This window comes from Pseudoalteromonas sp. CnMc7-15, assembly GCF_022347925.1.
In the GTDB taxonomy this organism is placed as follows: Bacteria; Pseudomonadota; Gammaproteobacteria; order Enterobacterales; family Alteromonadaceae; genus Pseudoalteromonas; species Pseudoalteromonas ruthenica.
Window position 1 is genome coordinate 40,234 of the sequence record NZ_JAKRFT010000003.1, and the last position, 17,981, is coordinate 58,214.

Genomic DNA, 17,981 nt, shown 5'->3' on the forward strand with positions numbered 1-17,981 from the left:
CCGCAACGTCATTAAGTTAATGCATAAAAGCCCCGCAGAGCGGGGCTTTTTTATTGTGTGCGATAACGGGAAAATAATAACAGTAAAAAGAATATGCTTCCGATAGCTGACGTGATCACCCCAACTGGCAGTTCTTGATTATCTAACACTGTGCGTGCGGCCAAATCTACCCACACCATAAATAGCCCGCCGCTAAAAAAGCTTGCGGGATATAAATAACTACCTGCACGAGGGGCCAATATTCGCACCAAATGGGGGATCATCAGCCCGACAAAACCTATACCACCGCACACACTCACAAGCACTGCAGTGATCAGCGCACTTAATAGCAGCATAGCTAAACGTAGTCGCGGCACATGAATACCTAGGGTATGGGCACTCTCATCCCCAAGCAGCAGGGCATTTAATGGCGCCCGTAACAGCCATACAATTGCGAGGCTTACGCCCATAAGCACACTCACCGGTAGCAACATGGCCATGGAAGCACCGGAAAAGCTGCCCAAAGTCCAAAATACCACCGCGCTCACAGCCTGGGGCTCGCCAAAATACAGCAACAAGCTGGTCAGTGCACTGAAACCAAAAGATAAGGCTACCCCTGCCAACACCAAGATGGAGTTTTGCATATAGCGAACACTGTAGGCCACAATCAGCAACAACACCACGGCCAGCATGGCGCCTGCAAAGGCACTGAGGCTCAGCAGCACAGGGGCACTAACCCCAAAAAGCACCATGGTCACAACCACGCCCAGGGCTGCCCCCGAGGAGATACCAAACAAGTAGGGATCCGCTAACGGGTTGCGTGTGACCGTTTGTAAAATCCCCCCTGCCAACGCCAATCCACCACCCGCTAGAAAGGCAATGCCAACACGAGGGCTGCGCAATTGCCAAATAATTTGCTGCCACAGCGAATCACTGTCCTCGCCACTGAATACAGCTAACAGTTGCGGCCAACTTAGACTCACGGCGCCTTGCTTAAGTGCAAACAACCCACTAAGCACAAAAACCAAAAGTACTGCAATCAGAGATAAAACATATTTAACCGTCATGCTGATGCCTTTGATAGCCGTAAAAGTATTGTACCAGCGGCCATTTATCGGGCTGCTGCGGATGACCACTGACTTTTGCGCAAACGCCAAAAACATCACTGAGCAGTTGCTCGGTCACCACCTTTTTTGGCGCACCATCTGCAACCAGTTGACCGTGTTTAAGAATCAACAATCGGTCACACAGCGCACAGGCCAAGTTAAGGTCATGAAATGACGCCAACACCGTTAGCTTTAACGAACGCACCAGCTCCATCAATTCTATTTGATATTTAATATCTAAATGGCTGGTGGGCTCATCCATGATCAGTAACTGCGGCTGCTGCACCAAGGCCCGAGCAATATGAGCGCGCTGCTGCTCTCCTCCCGATAACTGGGCTAAAGGTTTATGCTGCAAGTTACACAGCTCCACATCCACCAAAGCCTGATGGACACGCTGCTTTTGCTCCTGCGTTAATGCACGCCACATGCCCCCCTGGGGCAATAAGCCAAGAGTCACCACCTCATAAACAGTGAGTGACATATCGCTTTCTGGCTGTTGCAGCACCACGGCCACGTTTTGTGCCAATGAGCGCTGTGACAGAGTCTGTAAGCACTCGCCATTAAGGGCAATAGTCTCAGCCGGACTGTGGTAATAACGATAAATGCAGCGCAGCAGTGAGGATTTCCCAGCCCCGTTAGGTCCCAACAGGCCCACAAACTCCCCTTGCTCAAGCGAGAAACTAAGGCGCTCAAGTACCCGATGTTCGCCAAGCTGGTGCGATAAATTTTGAACCTGTAATAACGGGCGTTGCAACACGGTACTCACTTAGCTAGGTCAGAAAAGAGTTATTATGAAAGCATTATCGCGCAAAGTAAATTTTGTCTATCCAGACGTCTGTGAAGCCATGGCAACATGGCGCGATAGTACGCATAACCTAATAGGGCAACTAAACGCATATAGACAACAAACCGCGTTACATTCTACTTTTCACTTTATTGGTGGCCTGCGCGGTACTCGGATCATCGGGCCAAAAATGCTTTGGATAGCGACCCTTCATCTCTTTTTGCACTTCGCGGTAACTACTTTGCCAGAAATGCGCAAGATCTTGGGTTATTTGTAACGGCCGCCGCGCCGGCGAGAGTAATTCGAGTTGCAGCGGCAGCTTGCCTTGCGCCAACTCCGGGCTTGACTGCCAACCATAAACCTCTTGCATACGGACGCTGAGTTTGGCCGGACCATCGAGTTGATAATGAATGCGATGACTGGCACCCGAAGGCAGTGTCATTGACTTTGGTAAGAGCTGCTCCAGGCGCTGTTGGCTCGCATAATCTAACAGGCTGAGCAAAGCACTCCGATAGTCAAACTGCTGTAATTGCGCTAATGACCCCACATGCTCTAAAAACGGCGCCAACCATTGCTCAGCTTGGCGCAATAGCTGCACCTCATCGGCGAGAGTAAACTCGCCACCAAGCAATTGACTAGCCAGTAACATACGCACTCGTAGTTGCTGCGACTGTGGATGCTGAAACAGCTCCCAACCCCGCTGTTGTATTAACTCCAGCCATGCCTGTACTTTCATTTGGGCATCGATTTTTTTGCCACTGGGCTTAGTGGCAATAACGATTGCACCCAATTGCTGGCGCTGCTCATTAATGAAACGCCCTGATTTGATATCAAATTCGCACACTTGACGCTCACTAAACAAATGTGGCAAATGGGTTTGCAGCATGGCCGGGGAAAAGGCGGTGGCGCTAAAAATATGCTGGCCATCTTTGCCACCAACATCGGCGATGGCCACATACTGCTCATCCAACCACAACTGCGGATGCGCACTCACCCCCGCACCATTACTGAGCAACATACCCGAGCCACGCCGTTTGGCTAGACGGTCAGGATAGGCCAACGCCACGACCACTGGCAGCAAGTGCATAGGTAATTCTTTGTTCGCCGGCAAGGATAAACGCTGGCGCCAGTACTTCAGTTGTTGCGTAAATGCTGGGTGAGGACGATGCAGTTGCGCACTGATAGCGGTAGCAAGCTCAGCATCAATACGCACCCGAGCCTCCATCAAGGCGACAAAATACACCGCCAGGTGCACAAAGCCAGGATGCTGAGATTCACGTTGCTGAGCTTGGTACAGCAAATGGGCAAAACGTAAATCGCTGCCCATAGCATGTATTTCTCTTGCCTTTGCGGTGAGCTTGCCATCGGCAATCAGCTCTAACATCTGTAACAATTCGCAGGCTTGGTGCTGCTGCGCCGCAGAAGGCGGGTCAAGCAGCTGTAATTGCTCGATATCGGCCCCCCACAGCTTCGCCTCTAGCATTAAAGGACTAATATCACTGGTTAATATTTCCGGTGCATCATGTTGCGCCCGTCGCTCTAATTGCTCTTTACTGCCTAAACGATAGACCACTCCCGGCTCTATGCGCCCCGCTCGCCCAGCCCGTTGCAGCGCTGAGGAGCGTGAGATATTCACGGTTTTCAGCTCACTCACACCGGTTTTTAGATTGAACTGCGCGGCGCGACGTTTACCGCTGTCGATAACAATGCGAATGCCCTCAATAGTCAGGCTGGTCTCGGCTACATTGGTGGTTAATACCACCTTGCGCTGACCTTGCGCCGCGGGTGCTATCGCTCGTTGCTGGGCGGCTTTGTCTTGCTCGCCATATAAGGTGTGGACTTCAATATCGCTGGGCAGCCCGCTGAGCTGCGCGGCGACATAGTTTATTTCTTTTTGTCCTGGCAAAAACACCAAGGCGCTACCGCTTTGCTCTTGCAGCGCTGTGATTACGGTGGGCGCAATAGCCTCAAGCCACTGCGTTGGCTGCGCTAACGGGCGGTAGATTTCCTCTATTGGGTAGCTGCGACCTGCTGAACTAATGAGTGGGCAATCAAAAAAGCGTTGGTAGCGCTCGCCATCAAGGGTGGCGGACATCAATAAGATCTTTAAATCATCACGCAGCATCTGGCTTTCTAACGCAAAAGCTAATGCCGTATCAGCAGCCATGGAGCGTTCATGAAATTCATCAAAAATAACTAAGTCGATACCACTGAGCTCGGGGTCTTGCTGCAACATGCGCGTTAATACCCCTTCAGTGACAATTTCTAGACGCGTCTCAGCGCTTACCTTGGTCTCTTGGCGCAATCTCAAGCCCACGCTTTGTCCTACCGCTTCTTGTTGCTGAGCAGCCAAAAAGCGCGCTATGTTGCGCGCAGCTAAGCGCCGGGGCTCAAGCATAATAATGCGGCGAAAATGGCCTTCACGAAGCAACTGCAAGGGCAACCACGTTGACTTCCCTGCTCCAGGTGGGGCTTGCAGTAGGCACATAGGCACACGATGTAATTGCTCAACAAGTTGCGGGTAACTTTGCTCTATTGGTAAGGCCATAATCCCAAGGTATTCATACTCTTTGCCGCTATTGTACGTTATTCATTTTGCCTGTGCAGCTTAGCAAGCAACTGTCGGTTCATTTCCAGAACTTGCTGTGGGCATAGTAATGCGGGGCAGCACTGTAGTAGCCGAGATTCAAAACTAGCCAGATCAGGGGCATTAAATAAGTGTGCAAACCATATATCTAAGGGGATACCTAACGCCTGCGTTAAAAACAGCTCACCTTGCCAATCACACGGTGAAAGTGATCTAGGTTGTTGGTTTTGCTTTGCCCATAAACACTGCGCAAACGCGCGCTTTATATAAATGAGCCCGAGATCTGCACAGTCATTAATGCTGGGTAAGGTGTGTGCGGCTAGGCGTTTATCGTGTGGAAAATCGAATATGAAATCGGCCTGCCTGGGGTTGGCATAGTGAAAAGGAACGTGTGCGCCCGCAAAAAGGCAAGTTGCCTGCGGCGGTACTGAAAATGGCACGGTTAAGCTCGATTGCCCTTCGCTTAAAACGCAGTGATTATAAACTTGGATATCCGTGGTCAGCGTAAAATGGTCGTCACTTTGATGCTGCGCTGGAATAACAAGCTCACCACGTATATCGGTAATATCATCACGCGCTAAGCGCTGTGCTGCCGCTTTATCGAGGCGAAAGTACTCATCAATCAAAACCCGCTCTTTAGCGCGCTCTAGCCAAGCTCGCAAAGAAACCACTTGAGGAATTAACACTCCCTGTGCTTGCAGATAACGCACGAGGTTTTTAAATATCCATACCTGGGGCTCACGACGAAGCAGTGCTGTCATCGTTTCAGAAATAACGATATCGAATCGACTTTGCGCGTCAGGTTGCCAGCAGGTCGCATCAGCAACCACATATTCGCTGATTAAATGCCCAATATGCCAGCGTGCAACCAATTTTTTGACCGCCTCAATATTTTCCTGGTGAATATCCAACAATGATACCCGCACCGGTAATTCGGGGTGGCATGCGAGGTAGGGCAATAATAAGGTGGCAAAAGGACCGGTGCCCGCATAGAGGATGTGGACTACTTTATCACCGTGGACTTTATCGTTAATAGCCGCCGCTACCCCTTGCATAAACACTTGGGTGCGCAGTGGCTCCAAGGAACAGCGTGCAGCTTGTACCGGAGAAATCGCCACCCCATGCTCGGTATATGTTCCGTGCGATGTATTCATATCTGCTTGCGACGAAACACCACTTTCTTGCTCTAACGCGTTAACCAAAGCATGAATAGGTTGCTTAACAACACCAGCGTCCACTGGCGCTGCAATAATGGTTGCGACTAGCGGTTGTAACTGCTTGAGGGTCATAAGTCAGACTCAAAGGGAAACATGCACTATTGTTAGCAAATCCCCTCTTGGTATGTCATTACAGCGCATTACACTGTGCTCGGCTAATAAGGGTTTTGCAACAAGCTGACAATTCAATAAAATTTCATATAAGACATGAGCTTGGCGATTGACTGTTCCGCGCCCTTGTATGAGAATAGCGATAAAAGGAACATAGCATGGAGGCCTCAATGCTCATCAATGCAAGAGAAGAATTAAGAAACAAGCAGCGAGATCAGCAACTCGCTCATCTATTAAAGTCCAACCAGCATAACTTTATCCATCTTAATGACAGGGAATTTTTTGATTACGCTGTGAACGTAAAGCGCACCCAAGGTCATTCTAATGAGCGAATCGCCGCCTGGTTCGAATCAATTATGGAACGCGCCAATATTGTACCTGAGCTTTGGCGAGCGCATCGCGATTGGGTTAAAAATGGTTCAGGGCTCGTCCCATTAGGGCTGGATGTGGCCGCCTTAACAGCCATAGCGCTAGAGATGCAGCGTAGCGGTTCAGTCTTTGATAAATTCAAAGTGAAGTCATATTCTGGAAAAAACTACATTATTTTCAAAGGCTACTCGGGCCTCAGAAGACACCTGACGGGAACCCGATACTTAGCCAACAACCCTAAACTAGTGTCTTTCGGCATCGGTAAGCTGGGAGCGCAAAGCTCTATTAAGCAAGGGTTTGTGTTGACGATTCTTATCTCTGCAGGGTTTCATGCCTTGGAGCAACTGATTGATGATAGCAAAACATGGCACGACTTTATTGGTGGTTTATCTGTTGATGTTGCCATCGCAGCAGCATCATCAGGCATTGCCTGGGGAGCGGTAACTGCCGTTGTGGGAACGGCTGCAACCGTCGCCGTTGGCCCTATGATTGCCGTTGTTGTGGTTGGCGCAGCTCTGGCTGGTTTGGCCTATACATTCATTGATACTGATGCGATAGCAGAAAAAATAGCGGCTAGTCTAAGAGCGGTTGAAAACGATTTAAAACAAAGCTTTCAGCAAGCACGGAGAGAAATAGACCGGGCGCAGCGGTGGTACGAACAAGACCCCATCGGGTTTATGCACCGTTTATTTGGGCTTCCTTACTCTGGCGGATATAGATAGCACAATGAGTGACGTGCAAAGTACAACGATGGACAGAGTAAAGCTATTCTGCTTTTTTGCTTTATTCTGTGTGCTTACTTTACTGCTCCCTTATGCAACGTTCAGTGAAGTGAGCCAAGTAAGTACAGCCCTAGGAGAGCATGTTCTGGCCTTTCGGGAGCGCAGTTTTTCTCCTTCTTTGGTATTGGCCACCCCCGTTTTTGCCGTATTAACCTACTTACTGTGGTTACGAGCAACTCATACCCAAGTAAGTGATAGGTTACTCAGCGGTTGGTTTAAGCTGTGCGGCGTGACCTTGGTGTTGATGTTAATTGCCACGCCAATCTACACCTATCTCATTGAACAACATATTAGTGCTCAGGGTTACACCCTATGCAGCGCCTACGGCCGGGGCACGATTGGCTCAGCCGATGTCTGGGTGGCAAATGAGAGTCATTGTATAAAAGAAGGTTTCCCTGTACGCAACGAACTCGTTGACTGGCTATCTCAGCAACCATCCGATACCAGCGCGCAACAAGTAAAGCAGAAGTTGGCAGAGTTACTTGAAGCAGACTCTAAGCGTTAATGCACCGCAAACACTTTTAATAACGATTTTTCATAACTATCGGGATGAGTAAACAATGCAACAACCTCGTTGCGAGTAGGATTTACCCTAATTTCAGTAGGTTCATCTAATATCGCAACCTGCTCACATTGGCCTTCAATAACTTTGAATATTCTTGCGTATGAAGTATTCGATTGAAAAACCTCTAACACCAACAAATCTTCATTTGCGTATACTGAATTCACATAAATATTTTCATCATCTAGCGGACACTCAAAACCACGAGTTATCTTTTGATCGCTGACGAGAATCTCACTAACCTTATCTGAGGTTACCTCAAGTAAAGTATTTTTTATCTGGTAAAGTCGATGACCTTTATAGTCGCTCTGCTTATCCAAAATCTCATCTTCTTTAAAGTTCCATAAAAAAAGCGAGTCTATATTATTCACTAATAACAAAGCGTTTTTCTCATCAACAAAGTGAGGGGCAAAAATACGTCCACTGAACTCCTTTTTAGCGATTGATGTGCCACTAGGTAAATCCCATAATTGTAGCTCTGAACTGTCAAAAAACATCCCTTGCTTATAAGCAACTGTTGCTGCTGTTTTTTCGCCTAAGCTATTATCTTTTCTGATACTAAAAGGCGCAGGCAACTCTTTCATCTTAAGTGAGGGCTTCCCTTTCTTTTTATAATAAGTGCCAGCCATCAGATAATGATCATTAACCAATAACTTATCCCCTAGAAAGCTAAGTTCATAGCCCGATGCAACTTCAGACACTTTATTTTTTGCGCCGATTTTGACAACTTTTTCGTCGACAATCGCATACAGGTTCTCTCCATCTTCGGCTAGTTGACTCACCTGATGGGAAAAATTTAGGCTATCTATATCACCTGTTTTTGTGTTTAGAAGAAAGGTAACATCCGCCGACAACGTAAATACCAGCTGCTCCCCTGAAGGATGATACTCAATAGACTCATAATGATTTCCATCGAGCTCATATTGAGAGAGCAAGCTTACGCTGGCATTAACTTCGCTTTGAATTAAAAAAGCTATTAATAAATATAAAATACGCATTATTTTGCACAGATATAACCATAAAAATAATTCAGAAAGTCTTTTACTGTAAGCTTATTACCTGCCCCCATTCCTCGAGGATAGAGCTGATGCACAGGTAGCTTCCCTTCCCTATATCCCCACGTAGCTAGAGTGAATTGCAGCTCTTCTTCCAATAATTCATCATAAGCCATATCAACTAGGTCGATAGGTTTTCCCGCGACTGTTATGTCTGAGCTCAAAATAGCCCAATGGTTTGCTAGTGCATTCACTTTCGCGGCTTTAGGTTGCACTACTTTCGCACTGATTAACATGCACACGAATGCATTACTGCGTTGAGCTCGCTGAGCTCTTATCAAATCTTGTACATCCCCTCTACGACTTATACTCGCATGATTGGAAGAGCTCTTATATACTGATCCCCTAAACCACTCAAGCATATCACTAGGGTAAGAAATTCCTGCTATACCATCTTTGATAGCATCATAACTAAAAAGTGCATTGCTAGAATCTCGTAAGCTGGCAAGTGCAACCCAGTCTTCAGCAGAGATATCTCCTGATTCACTAGCTAGTTGGACATTAAAGTTCAGGCAGCTATTAGAAGGCTTGACATATAGGCCTGCAATACTTGCTTCGCCAAAAGTCCACAAATCCAGCATATATTTCACATAATATTCTTTGTGGCTTGTCGCCAAGCAAAAAAGATAAGCGTTGGGGCCACATAAATATGTTTCTTTTTGGTTTATTTTCCAAGGGTTTCTGACCCTTTCTGAAATCAAACCCGCATATTTTTCGGTTGACAAATACGATATTGCTGGATACTCACAGGTAGGCGATTTTCGCACAAACTCTGCTAGTTGGGCGTTGACAGATTTCGGTTTACTAAATACTTCTCTTGAAGGTTGATAGCTCATTCCTTGACCTCACTTTAAAATCCTTTGCTCAAGCCTAACTTACAAAAAGAAAAAATAAAACCATTAAATACCTAAAAAAGGACCCGGTTTATAGAACCCTGCATACAAAACTAAATAGTAATACAGGCTGAATAAGTCAATGCATTCTATTTATGTTCCACTTTCATACCCCAAATTCGGGCCTAGCCACTTTTCAGCTTGCTCTAGCGTCATTCCTTGGCGGTTAGCATAGTCCTCAACTTGGTCTTGTTGAATCCCTGCCACGGCAAAGTATTTCGAATCAGGGTGTGAGAAATACCAACCCGAGACGGCGGCACCCGGCCACATCGCATAGGAGCTCGTCAGTTTCATGCCGATGCGCTCTTCAACGTTCAGTAATTCCCAAATCTTAGCCTTTTCAGTGTGCTCTGGGCACGCTGGATAGCCTGGCGCAGGGCGAATACCCTGATAGTTCTCACGAATGAGCTGATCATTGTTTAACGCTTCGTCTGCGGCATAGCCCCAGTACACTTTACGCACTTGCTCATGCAGGTATTCTGCGAAGGCCTCTGCAAGGCGGTCAGCCACCGCTTTGACCATGATTTTATTATAATCATCACCTTGGTCATCAAAGGCCTGGGCTAAGTCATCTTCTTCTAACCCGCCGGTCACGGCAAAGGCGCCAAAGTAGTCGGCAACACCTTTAGGCGCGATATAGTCGGCTAAACAATAGTTAGCAAAGCCCTTTTTGTGCGTTTGCTGGCGTAACTGACACGAACGTAAAATCACTTCGTCACGCTGCTCGTCGCGGTATATTTCTATGTCATCGCCGACGCGGTTTGCTGGGAATAAGCCAATCACCCCTTTTGGTTGAATGCTGCCTTGGCGCGCAAACTCATCCAACATTGCATTTGCATCGGCAAACAATGAGCGCGCTTGCTCACCCACCACCTCGTCATCCATGATACGCGGGTATTTGCCGGCCAAAGACCAGGTCATAAAAAATGGCGTCCAGTCGATATATTGCCGTAAGGTGCTCACTGGCACCGAGTGAAACTCTTGGACTCCTAGCTGTTTAGGCACAGGCGGAGTGTAGTTTTGCCAATCCAGCTGGGCATGATTGGCGCGAGCTTGTTGCAAACCTATGGGCTTAGAGCGGGGTTTCTTGCGTGCTTGTTGCTCTCGCACTCGCTCGTACTCTGCTTTAGTTTTACTCAAAAACTCACTTTTCGCGGTTTTACTTAGCAAACTAGATGCAACGCCCACCGCACGGCTGGCGTTATTAACATAAACCACACCGTTGTCATATTGGGGCTCAATTTTTACGGCGGTATGCGCCTTTGACGTCGTCGCGCCACCAATCAGCAACGGAATAGTAAAATCGCGGCGTTTCATTTCTTTGGCGACATGCACCATTTCATCTAACGAGGGAGTGATAAGTCCGGACAGGCCTATAATATCGGCGTTTTCGTCTATCGCGGTTTGTAGGATTTTTTCAGCGGGCACCATCACCCCTAAGTCGATCACCTCGTAGTTATTACACTGTAACACCACGCCAACAATATTCTTGCCAATATCATGAACATCGCCTTTTACCGTAGCCATGACAATTTTACCGTTGGTTTCACCCTCTTGTTTCTCGGCTTCGATATAAGGGTCTAAATAGGCCACCGCGCGCTTCATCACCCGCGCCGATTTCACCACCTGCGGCAAAAACATTTTCCCGGCCCCGAACAGATCACCCACCACATTCATGCCATCCATTAGCGGCCCTTCAATGACCTCGATGGGTTTAGCAAACTGCTGTCGGCACTGCTCGGTGTCCTCATCAATATAATCTGTAATGCCTTTAACCAGAGCATGTTCTAAGCGCTTTGCCACCGGCCAACTACGCCACTGTAAATCCTCAACCTTCTCCGCTTGCGCCATGCCCGAATACTTAGGCGCTAATTCCACCAACCGCTCTCCGGCGCCGGCATCTTTATTTAAAATCACATCCTCAACGGCGTCTCTCAGCTCAGAGGGAATATCGTCATACACCGCTAATTGACCGGCATTGACGATACCCATATCCATTCCGGCTTGAATGGCGTGATACAAGAACACAGAGTGAATAGCCTCGCGCACCGGATTGTTGCCTCGAAACGAAAAAGAGACATTAGACACACCACCGGATACCTTGCAGTGGGGAAGGTTCTCCTTGATGCGGCGAGTTCCTTCGATAAACTCTACGGCATAGTTGTCATGTTCTTCGATGCCGGTGGCCACGGCAAAGATATTGGGGTCAAAAATAATATCTTCTGGCGGGAATCCCAATTCATCGACCAGGATGCGATAAGAGCGCGCGCAAATAGCAAACTTCCGCTCAGCGGTTTCTGCTTGGCCGGTTTCATCAAAGGCCATCACCACCACGGCGGCGCCGAAGCGCTTTAATACCTTGGCTTGGTGACGAAACGGCTGCTCCCCCTCCTTGAGGGAAATAGAGTTCACTATCGCCTTGCCTTGAATGCATTTTAGTCCCGCCTCGATTACTTCCCATTTCGACGAGTCCACCATAATGGGCACTTTCGAAATATCGGGCTCTGAGGCGATAAGGTTCAAAAAGGTGACCATGGCCGCTTTAGAGTCCAACATGGCTTCATCCATGTTGATATCGATAATCTGCGCGCCATTTTCAACTTGCTCACGTGCCACCTCTAACGCGGTTTCGTAATCTTCCTCGAGGATCAGCCGTTTAAAGCGCGCCGAGCCGGTCACATTGGTGCGCTCGCCGACATTGGTAAAAGTTGCAGTATTATTCATGTTATTGGCCCCTTAATTGAGATTACAGGCTTCAAGGCCACTTAAACGCATGCGCACCGGCAGCTCGGGCAAAGTACGTGGAGTGGTGTTTTTTAGCCCATCACTAAAGGCTTTAATGTGCTCGGGTGTGGTCCCACAACAGCCACCAACAATATTGATAAACCCTTGCTCCCCCCAGTCGATGATTTCTTGTGCCATTTCTTCGGCTTCTAAATCATATTCGCCAAATTCATTCGGCAGCCCCGCATTGGGGTGCACCGAGGTGTAGGTTTCACAAATACTGGCCAGCTCTTCCACATACTGACGCAGCAAGTCTGGCCCTAACGCACAGTTCAAGCCAATGGAGAGGGGTTTAATATGGCGAATGGAATTATAAAACGCCTCGGTGGTTTGCCCTGACAAGGTTCGACCCGAAGCATCGGTGATGGTGCCGGAGATCATCACCGGCAGAGTCACTCCAGCCTGTTCGAACGCTTCTTCTACCGCAAAGGAAGCGGCTTTGGCATTGAGGGTATCGAAAATGGTTTCAATTAAAATCAGATCGGCACCACCTTCTATCAGCGCCAGGGTCGATTCGATATACGCGGCCACCAGCTTATCGAAGGTGATATTGCGATAGCCCGGGTCATTAACATCCGGTGAGATCGAGCAGGTTTTTGATGTTGGCCCCAGTACGCCGGCTACGTAGCGCGGTTTGTGTGGCTCGCGAGCGGTAAATTCATCGGCCACCGCGCGTGCCAGTCGGGCCGATTCGAGGTTAATCTCACGGCTTAGGCTCGCCATGTCATAATCTTCCATGGAAATGGTCGTGGCGTTAAAGGTATTGGTCTCAATAATATCGGCGCCCGCTGCCAAGTATTCACGGTGAATTTGTGCTATTAACTGCGGTTGAGTGAGGCTCAATAAGTCGTTATTCCCCTTGACCAACACGTGCCAATCTTGAAACCGCTCACCACGATAATCATGCTCTTCGAGCTTATGCTGTTGGATCATCGTACCCATGGCGCCATCTAAAATTAAAATGCGCTCGTTGAGGGCCAGTGTTAATGCATCACGTTTATTCGGCATAGTTGTTAGTCCTTACATCCTGGCTAACCAGATTAATATCATAGGGAGTGGTTTGGTAAACGTAGTAATTAAGCCAATTCGAAAATAACAAAAAGGCATGGCTTTGCCAGGTTTTCGAGGGCTCTTGCGCTGGGTCGCCATGAGGGAAGTAGTTTTCTGGCATCGGTGCGTCAGCGCCTTTGTCGCAATCACGTAAATACTCTTTTTTCAGGGTATCGGCATCATATTCAGGGTGTCCGGTGATATACACCTGCGAACCGCTTTGGTTCTTAAGTAAGTAAGCACCTACCTTGGGCGAGCCTGCTACCACGACTAATTCTTTACAGGCGTTTATCGCGGCAATATCAATATGGCCATAACGCGAATGCGGGACTAGGAAGCGATCGTCAAAGCCTCGGGTTAACGCCGCGTGGTCAAAGTAACACTGATGCTCAAACACTCCGCACAACTTATTTTTCTGCAATTGACGCTTAAGTCCATGATGATGGAAAAGCCCAGCGTGCGCCGCCCAACAACTAAATAGGGTCGAGGTCACATGGTGCTCCGCCCAATCAAAGAACGCTTGTAGCTCCGACCAATACCCTACTTCATCATACTCTAAGTGGGCCAAGGGCGCGCCGGTGACAATCAAGGCATCGTAATTGTTGTCTTTAACATCTGAGAAGTACTGATAAAACATATCCAGATGCTGCTCTGAGTTAGCGCTAGAGCGGTGCGTATCTAAACGCAGCAAGTCAACATTGACCTGCAATGGCGTATTCGCCAGCAGACGAATAAATTGCACTTCGGTTTCCACCTTATTCGGCATCAGGTTCAAAATAGCCAAGCGCATGGGCCGGATTTCTTGAGTCCGAGCGCGACTTTTTGGCATCACGAATACGTTTTCTTGGCGCAGTTCCATAATGGCTGGCAAAGCGTCTTGAACCGTAATGGGCATGGCGGTACTCCGAATTAGAAGATAAGAGGCTATTATGAACGCCACACTGTAAATTTCAACCTCTAGATGTTTAGACGTCCAAAATAAAGTTGCAGTGGATGAGTTAACTGCAATAATGCCCGCGATTAACTAACAAAGAGTCGATGATGGGTATAGGTGAAATTGCAGCAATCAGTGCAGCCGTGGTTTGGGCTTTTTCTACCTTATTGTACAAAGGCTTCAGTCATCACCTTTCACCACTGCAACTAAATGTAAGTAAAGGCTTACTCGCTTCTTTAATGATGGTAATTGCCATGGCGCTACTTGGCGATGGCGCCATGCCAGTGCAGCTCACCTCATGGGGCTGGCTTATCGCCGGTGGGGTTATCGGTATTGCCATCGGCGATAGCGCCTACTTTGGCGCCCTGCGCAGTATTGGCCCAGCACGAACCTTAATAATCGAATCTCTCGCTCCAGCCTTAACTGGCATACTTAATATTGTGCTGTTGGGTGTATACTTACCGCTACTGGCCTGGTTGGGCATCGCCATCACTTCGGTGGGGGTGATCCTCGCGGTATTACCTCAACGCCACTTGCCCCCAGTTGATAAGAAGTTTTACTTTCAAGGCGTGGCTTTCGCATTACTTGCGGCTTTGTGCCAAGCCAGTGGCATGGTGATGTCAAAAGGGGCTATGAATACTGAGTCGATGAGTAGCCTATGGGCCGCCCTTATTCGCCTCCTTGCCGGCACATTGAGCGCGGCTTTACTGGTAATGATTATAAAACGCAGCGACCTATACCAAGCCATTCGACTGCACGGTATTGATAACAAACGCTGGCTGCTGGTGGCTGTTTTTTTCGGCACCTTCGTTGGCTTGTGGCTGCAATTGGCGGCGGTGCAGCATACCGACCCGGCTATTGCACAAACTATTTTTGCCACTGCCCCGCTGATGGTCATGACGATTGGCTTTTTTAAACGCGAGCCGGTGACTTGGCGTATGATAGTGGGCGGTTTATTGGCGCTGGCTGGAGTGGCCATATTATTGGCAAATTAACGGGCCATTCGTTGACGCTTTCACCATAGAGACTCTACAATAACGGCAGTTTAAATTAGTCACATTGTAAAGGCTCCTTTCATGGTTTTACCTGATAAGTTTATTTTCTCGATGAGTCGCGTGTCAAAGGTGGTGCCACCTAAACGCACCATCTTAAAAGACATCTCTCTGCACTTTTTCCCTGGCGCAAAAATTGGTGTACTTGGCCTAAATGGCGCAGGTAAATCGACCTTACTACGCATTATGGCCGGCGTGGATAAAGATTTTGAGGGTGAGGCACACCCTCAGCCTGGCATTAAAATTGGTTACCTTCCTCAGGAGCCTGAGCTTGATGAAAGCAAAACAGTGCGTGAAGTTGTAGAAGAAGCGGTCAGTGAAGTTAAAAATGCCCTTGATCGCCTTGACCAAGTATACGCTGAGTATGCCATGGAAGATGCCGATTTTGATGCGCTTGCCAAAGAGCAAGGCGAACTTGAAGCCATTATTCAAGCCCACGATGGCCACAACCTTGATAACGCCCTAGAGCGCGCGGCAGATGCATTACGACTGCCAGCTTGGGATGCCAAGATTGAGCATTTATCAGGGGGTGAGCGTCGCCGTGTAGCAATCTGCCGCTTATTGCTTGAAAAGCCAGATATGCTTATTCTCGATGAGCCTACCAACCACTTAGATGCTGAATCTGTCGCTTGGTTAGAGCGCTTCCTACATGATTATGAAGGCACTGTAGTGGCGGTAACCCACGATCGTTATTTCCTTGATAACGTGGCCGGCTGGATCCTCGAATTGGACCGTGGCGAAGGTATTCCGTGGGAAGGCAACTACTCTTCTTGGCTTGAGCAAAAAGACGCACGTCTGCAACAAGAGCAAAAAGCAGAGAAAGCAAGACAAAAATCCATCGCTCAAGAGCTTGAGTGGGTACGTTCAAACCCGAAAGGTCGCCAAGCAAAATCAAAAGCGCGTATGGCGCAATTTGCTGAACTACAACAAGGCGATTATCAAAAGCGTAACGAAACCAATGAGCTGTTTATTCCACCTGGCCCGCGCTTAGGTGATCAGGTCATTGATGTACAGGGCTTAAACAAAAGCTTTGGCGACCGTGTGCTTATTGATAACCTTGATTTTAGCGTTCCTAAGGGAGCGATTGTCGGCATTATTGGTGCCAACGGTGCTGGTAAATCGACCTTATTCAAAATGCTCAGCGGCGAGGAAAAGCCTGATAGTGGTGAAATCACCCTAGGTGAAACCGTTGAACTCGCCACCGTTGACCAATTCCGTGGCAACATGGACGAGAGTAAAACCGTATTTGACGAAATCGCAGACGGTCAAGATGTGTTGAAAGTGGGCAACTTTGAGTTCCCAAGCCGTGCCTATGTGGGACGCTTTAACTTTAAAGGTAATGATCAGCAAAAATACGTCAAAGACCTTTCCGGCGGTGAGCGCAACCGTTTGCACTTAGCCAAACTACTAAAAGCAGGCGGCAACGTATTACTTCTCGATGAGCCAACCAACGACTTAGACGTTGAAACTTTGCGGGCGTTAGAGAATGCAATTCTCGAGTTCCCTGGCTGTGTCATGGTGATCTCGCACGACCGCTGGTTCTTAGACCGTATCGCCACTCATATTCTTGATTATCGCGACGAAGGCCAAATTAACTTCTTCGATGGTAACTACACCGAATATGAACAGTGGTTGAAGAAAACCTTAGGTGCCGAGGCTGCACAACCGAAGCGCATTAAGTATAAAAAGATTGGTTAATTAACCACATAAAAAGGCCCCATCTCGATGGGGCTTTTTTGTGCCCTTGGCATCCACCGATGTATACACTGCGATTGCGCTAACGCGCCACTACTTGATGACCATTGTGATATTTTTAGCTTATTGAAATAGCGAAAAAAGTCACTCACAGCCAAGGACAACCTCAAGGCTGGCTACTACACTGGAGGGAGACGCGCCAATACAGGAACTGTTATGGAAAACCGCAGAAACTTCACTCGTGTTATTTTTCAACGCCCCGCCCTAGTAGTATTTAATAACCAGCACCATGGCTGTCATTTACTTGATCTTTCCTTAAATGGCGCTTTGGTAAGCCATCCTGATGACTTCAACCCACAGTTAGGTCAAAGTGTAGAGCTTATTTTCCACCTATCTGGCAGTGATGTTGATATTGATATGCTTGCTGAAGTAGCTCACATTGAGCCGCAACACATTGGCTTACATTGTGTAAAAATGGATATTGACAGTGCCACTCATTTAAAACGCCTTATTGAACTTAACGTGGGTGATGATAAGCTACTGCACAGGGAGTTAGCGCAGCTTGCTGCGCCCGAACAATAATAACGATTGCAGTGAGAGCACAATAATGATCATGGAATCCATCCAGGGCTTTGTCCCTTTTATCATGTACTTTGGTTTAGGCTACCTACTTATCCTAGCCTTTCTATTCATTTACACCCTTATCACCCCGCATTGCGAATGGACCTTGATGAAGGAAAACAATGCCGCCGCTGCCACCGCGTTTAGTGGCGCGTTCATTGGCTTTACCCTTCCAGTTGCCAGTGCAGCGGTGAACTCGGTCTCGCTGCTAGACTTTGCTATCTGGGGCGTTATCGCTGGCATTATGCAATTAGTGACCTTCTTCTTAGTGCGTTTATACATGCCGAAGTTGTCTGAAAAAATTGCTCAGGGGCATATGAGCGCAGGGGCATTTTTAGGGGTTGCTTCACTGGCCACCGGTATTCTCAACGCTGCCTGTATCACCTACTAAGGAGGCGGC

At 48.0% G+C, this 17,981-nt stretch carries 15 protein-coding genes; 6 read left to right on the top strand and 9 right to left on the bottom strand.

Annotated features, from left to right (window positions below):
- Positions 1-50: 50 nt before the first annotated feature.
- The 4 genes from MHM95_RS07580 to MHM95_RS07595 form a co-directional block, all read right to left on the bottom strand.
- Positions 51-1,046, bottom strand: a complete 996-nt coding sequence (locus MHM95_RS07580; protein ID WP_239384945.1) for an iron ABC transporter permease — start codon at positions 1,044-1,046, stop codon at positions 51-53.
- Entirely contained in the window at positions 1,036-1,842 is an 807-nt protein-coding gene (locus tag MHM95_RS07585; protein ID WP_239384946.1) for an ABC transporter ATP-binding protein, read from the bottom strand. Before MHM95_RS07585 ends, MHM95_RS07580 begins: the two co-directional genes overlap by 11 nt.
- Before the next feature lie 157 nt (positions 1,843-1,999).
- A complete protein-coding gene (gene hrpB / locus MHM95_RS07590) occupies positions 2,000-4,417 on the bottom strand; it encodes an ATP-dependent helicase HrpB (protein ID WP_239384947.1) in 2,418 nt (805 codons plus the stop codon).
- Positions 4,418-4,455: 38 nt separating this feature from the next.
- Positions 4,456-5,745, bottom strand: a complete 1,290-nt coding sequence (locus tag MHM95_RS07595; protein ID WP_239384948.1) for a class I SAM-dependent methyltransferase — start codon at positions 5,743-5,745, stop codon at positions 4,456-4,458.
- A 209-nt stretch (positions 5,746-5,954) separates the two neighbouring features.
- Between MHM95_RS07595 and MHM95_RS07600 the strand changes: the two genes are divergently transcribed.
- Together MHM95_RS07600 and MHM95_RS07605 are read left to right on the top strand one after the other, a co-directional pair.
- Positions 5,955-6,875 (top strand): hypothetical protein, encoded by a 921-nt coding sequence (locus MHM95_RS07600; protein WP_130148415.1) that lies wholly within the window; start codon positions 5,955-5,957, stop codon positions 6,873-6,875.
- A gap of 4 nt (positions 6,876-6,879) precedes the next feature.
- Positions 6,880-7,440 carry a hypothetical protein gene (locus MHM95_RS07605; RefSeq protein ID WP_239384949.1) on the top strand — a complete coding sequence of 187 codons (561 nt, stop codon included), beginning with the start codon at positions 6,880-6,882 and terminating at the stop codon, positions 7,438-7,440.
- On the opposite strand, the gene MHM95_RS07610 is transcribed toward MHM95_RS07605, so the two are convergent.
- The 5 genes from MHM95_RS07610 to metA all read right to left on the bottom strand — a co-directional run bounded on the left by MHM95_RS07610 (position 7,437) and on the right by metA (position 14,174).
- Positions 7,437-8,495 (bottom strand): hypothetical protein, encoded by a 1,059-nt coding sequence (locus MHM95_RS07610; protein ID WP_239384950.1) that lies wholly within the window; start codon positions 8,493-8,495, stop codon positions 7,437-7,439. The two genes, MHM95_RS07605 and MHM95_RS07610, sit on opposite strands and share 4 nt — an antisense overlap.
- Positions 8,495-9,388: a hypothetical protein gene (locus MHM95_RS07615; RefSeq protein ID WP_239384951.1), complete on the bottom strand. Its 894-nt coding sequence runs from the start codon at positions 9,386-9,388 to the stop codon at positions 8,495-8,497. Before MHM95_RS07615 ends, MHM95_RS07610 begins: the two co-directional genes overlap by 1 nt.
- Before the next feature lie 150 nt (positions 9,389-9,538).
- Entirely contained in the window at positions 9,539-12,169 is a 2,631-nt protein-coding gene (gene metH / locus MHM95_RS07620) for a methionine synthase (RefSeq protein WP_239384952.1), read from the bottom strand.
- Positions 12,170-12,181: 12 nt separating this feature from the next.
- Positions 12,182-13,237 (bottom strand): homocysteine S-methyltransferase family protein, encoded by a 1,056-nt coding sequence (locus tag MHM95_RS07625; protein WP_239384953.1) that lies wholly within the window; start codon positions 13,235-13,237, stop codon positions 12,182-12,184.
- A complete protein-coding gene (gene metA / locus MHM95_RS07630; protein WP_022945790.1) occupies positions 13,227-14,174 on the bottom strand; it encodes a homoserine O-succinyltransferase in 948 nt (315 codons plus the stop codon). The genes MHM95_RS07625 and metA overlap by 11 nt, the downstream gene beginning before the upstream one ends.
- 146 nt (positions 14,175-14,320) lie before the next feature.
- On the opposite strand from metA, the gene MHM95_RS07635 reads away from it, so the two are divergent.
- The 4 genes from MHM95_RS07635 (at position 14,321) to MHM95_RS07650 (ending at position 17,972) form a co-directional block, all read left to right on the top strand.
- Entirely contained in the window at positions 14,321-15,208 is an 888-nt protein-coding gene (locus MHM95_RS07635; RefSeq protein ID WP_239384954.1) for a DMT family transporter, read from the top strand.
- An 81-nt stretch (positions 15,209-15,289) separates the two neighbouring features.
- Positions 15,290-16,963, top strand: a complete 1,674-nt coding sequence (gene ettA / locus MHM95_RS07640; RefSeq protein WP_022945792.1) for an energy-dependent translational throttle protein EttA — start codon at positions 15,290-15,292, stop codon at positions 16,961-16,963.
- A gap of 213 nt (positions 16,964-17,176) precedes the next feature.
- The gene (locus tag MHM95_RS07645) at positions 17,177-17,542 is read left to right on the top strand and encodes a PilZ domain-containing protein (RefSeq protein WP_022945793.1); all 366 of its coding nucleotides are present in this window, start codon (positions 17,177-17,179) and stop codon (positions 17,540-17,542) included.
- 25 nt (positions 17,543-17,567) lie between these two features.
- Positions 17,568-17,972: a DUF350 domain-containing protein gene (locus MHM95_RS07650; protein ID WP_022945794.1), complete on the top strand. Its 405-nt coding sequence runs from the start codon at positions 17,568-17,570 to the stop codon at positions 17,970-17,972.
- Positions 17,973-17,981: the final 9 nt, after the last annotated feature.

Coding starts and splice junctions, on each gene's coding strand:
- MHM95_RS07605 (WP_239384949.1), top strand. CDS start 6,880: ATGAGTGACGTGCAAAGTACAACGATGGACAGAGTAAAGCTATTCTGC.
- MHM95_RS07650 (WP_022945794.1), top strand. CDS start 17,568: ATGATCATGGAATCCATCCAGGGCTTTGTCCCTTTTATCATGTACTTT.
- MHM95_RS07635 (WP_239384954.1), top strand. CDS start 14,321: ATGGGTATAGGTGAAATTGCAGCAATCAGTGCAGCCGTGGTTTGGGCT.
- hrpB (WP_239384947.1), bottom strand. CDS start 4,417: ATGGCCTTACCAATAGAGCAAAGTTACCCGCAACTTGTTGAGCAATTA.
- MHM95_RS07615 (WP_239384951.1), bottom strand. CDS start 9,388: ATGAGCTATCAACCTTCAAGAGAAGTATTTAGTAAACCGAAATCTGTC.
- ettA (WP_022945792.1), top strand. CDS start 15,290: ATGGTTTTACCTGATAAGTTTATTTTCTCGATGAGTCGCGTGTCAAAG.
- metA (WP_022945790.1), bottom strand. CDS start 14,174: ATGCCCATTACGGTTCAAGACGCTTTGCCAGCCATTATGGAACTGCGC.
- MHM95_RS07610 (WP_239384950.1), bottom strand. CDS start 8,495: ATGCGTATTTTATATTTATTAATAGCTTTTTTAATTCAAAGCGAAGTT.
- MHM95_RS07595 (WP_239384948.1), bottom strand. CDS start 5,745: ATGACCCTCAAGCAGTTACAACCGCTAGTCGCAACCATTATTGCAGCG.
- MHM95_RS07645 (WP_022945793.1), top strand. CDS start 17,177: ATGGAAAACCGCAGAAACTTCACTCGTGTTATTTTTCAACGCCCCGCC.
- MHM95_RS07580 (WP_239384945.1), bottom strand. CDS start 1,046: ATGACGGTTAAATATGTTTTATCTCTGATTGCAGTACTTTTGGTTTTT.
- MHM95_RS07600 (WP_130148415.1), top strand. CDS start 5,955: ATGCTCATCAATGCAAGAGAAGAATTAAGAAACAAGCAGCGAGATCAG.
- MHM95_RS07625 (WP_239384953.1), bottom strand. CDS start 13,237: ATGCCGAATAAACGTGATGCATTAACACTGGCCCTCAACGAGCGCATT.
- metH (WP_239384952.1), bottom strand. CDS start 12,169: ATGAATAATACTGCAACTTTTACCAATGTCGGCGAGCGCACCAATGTG.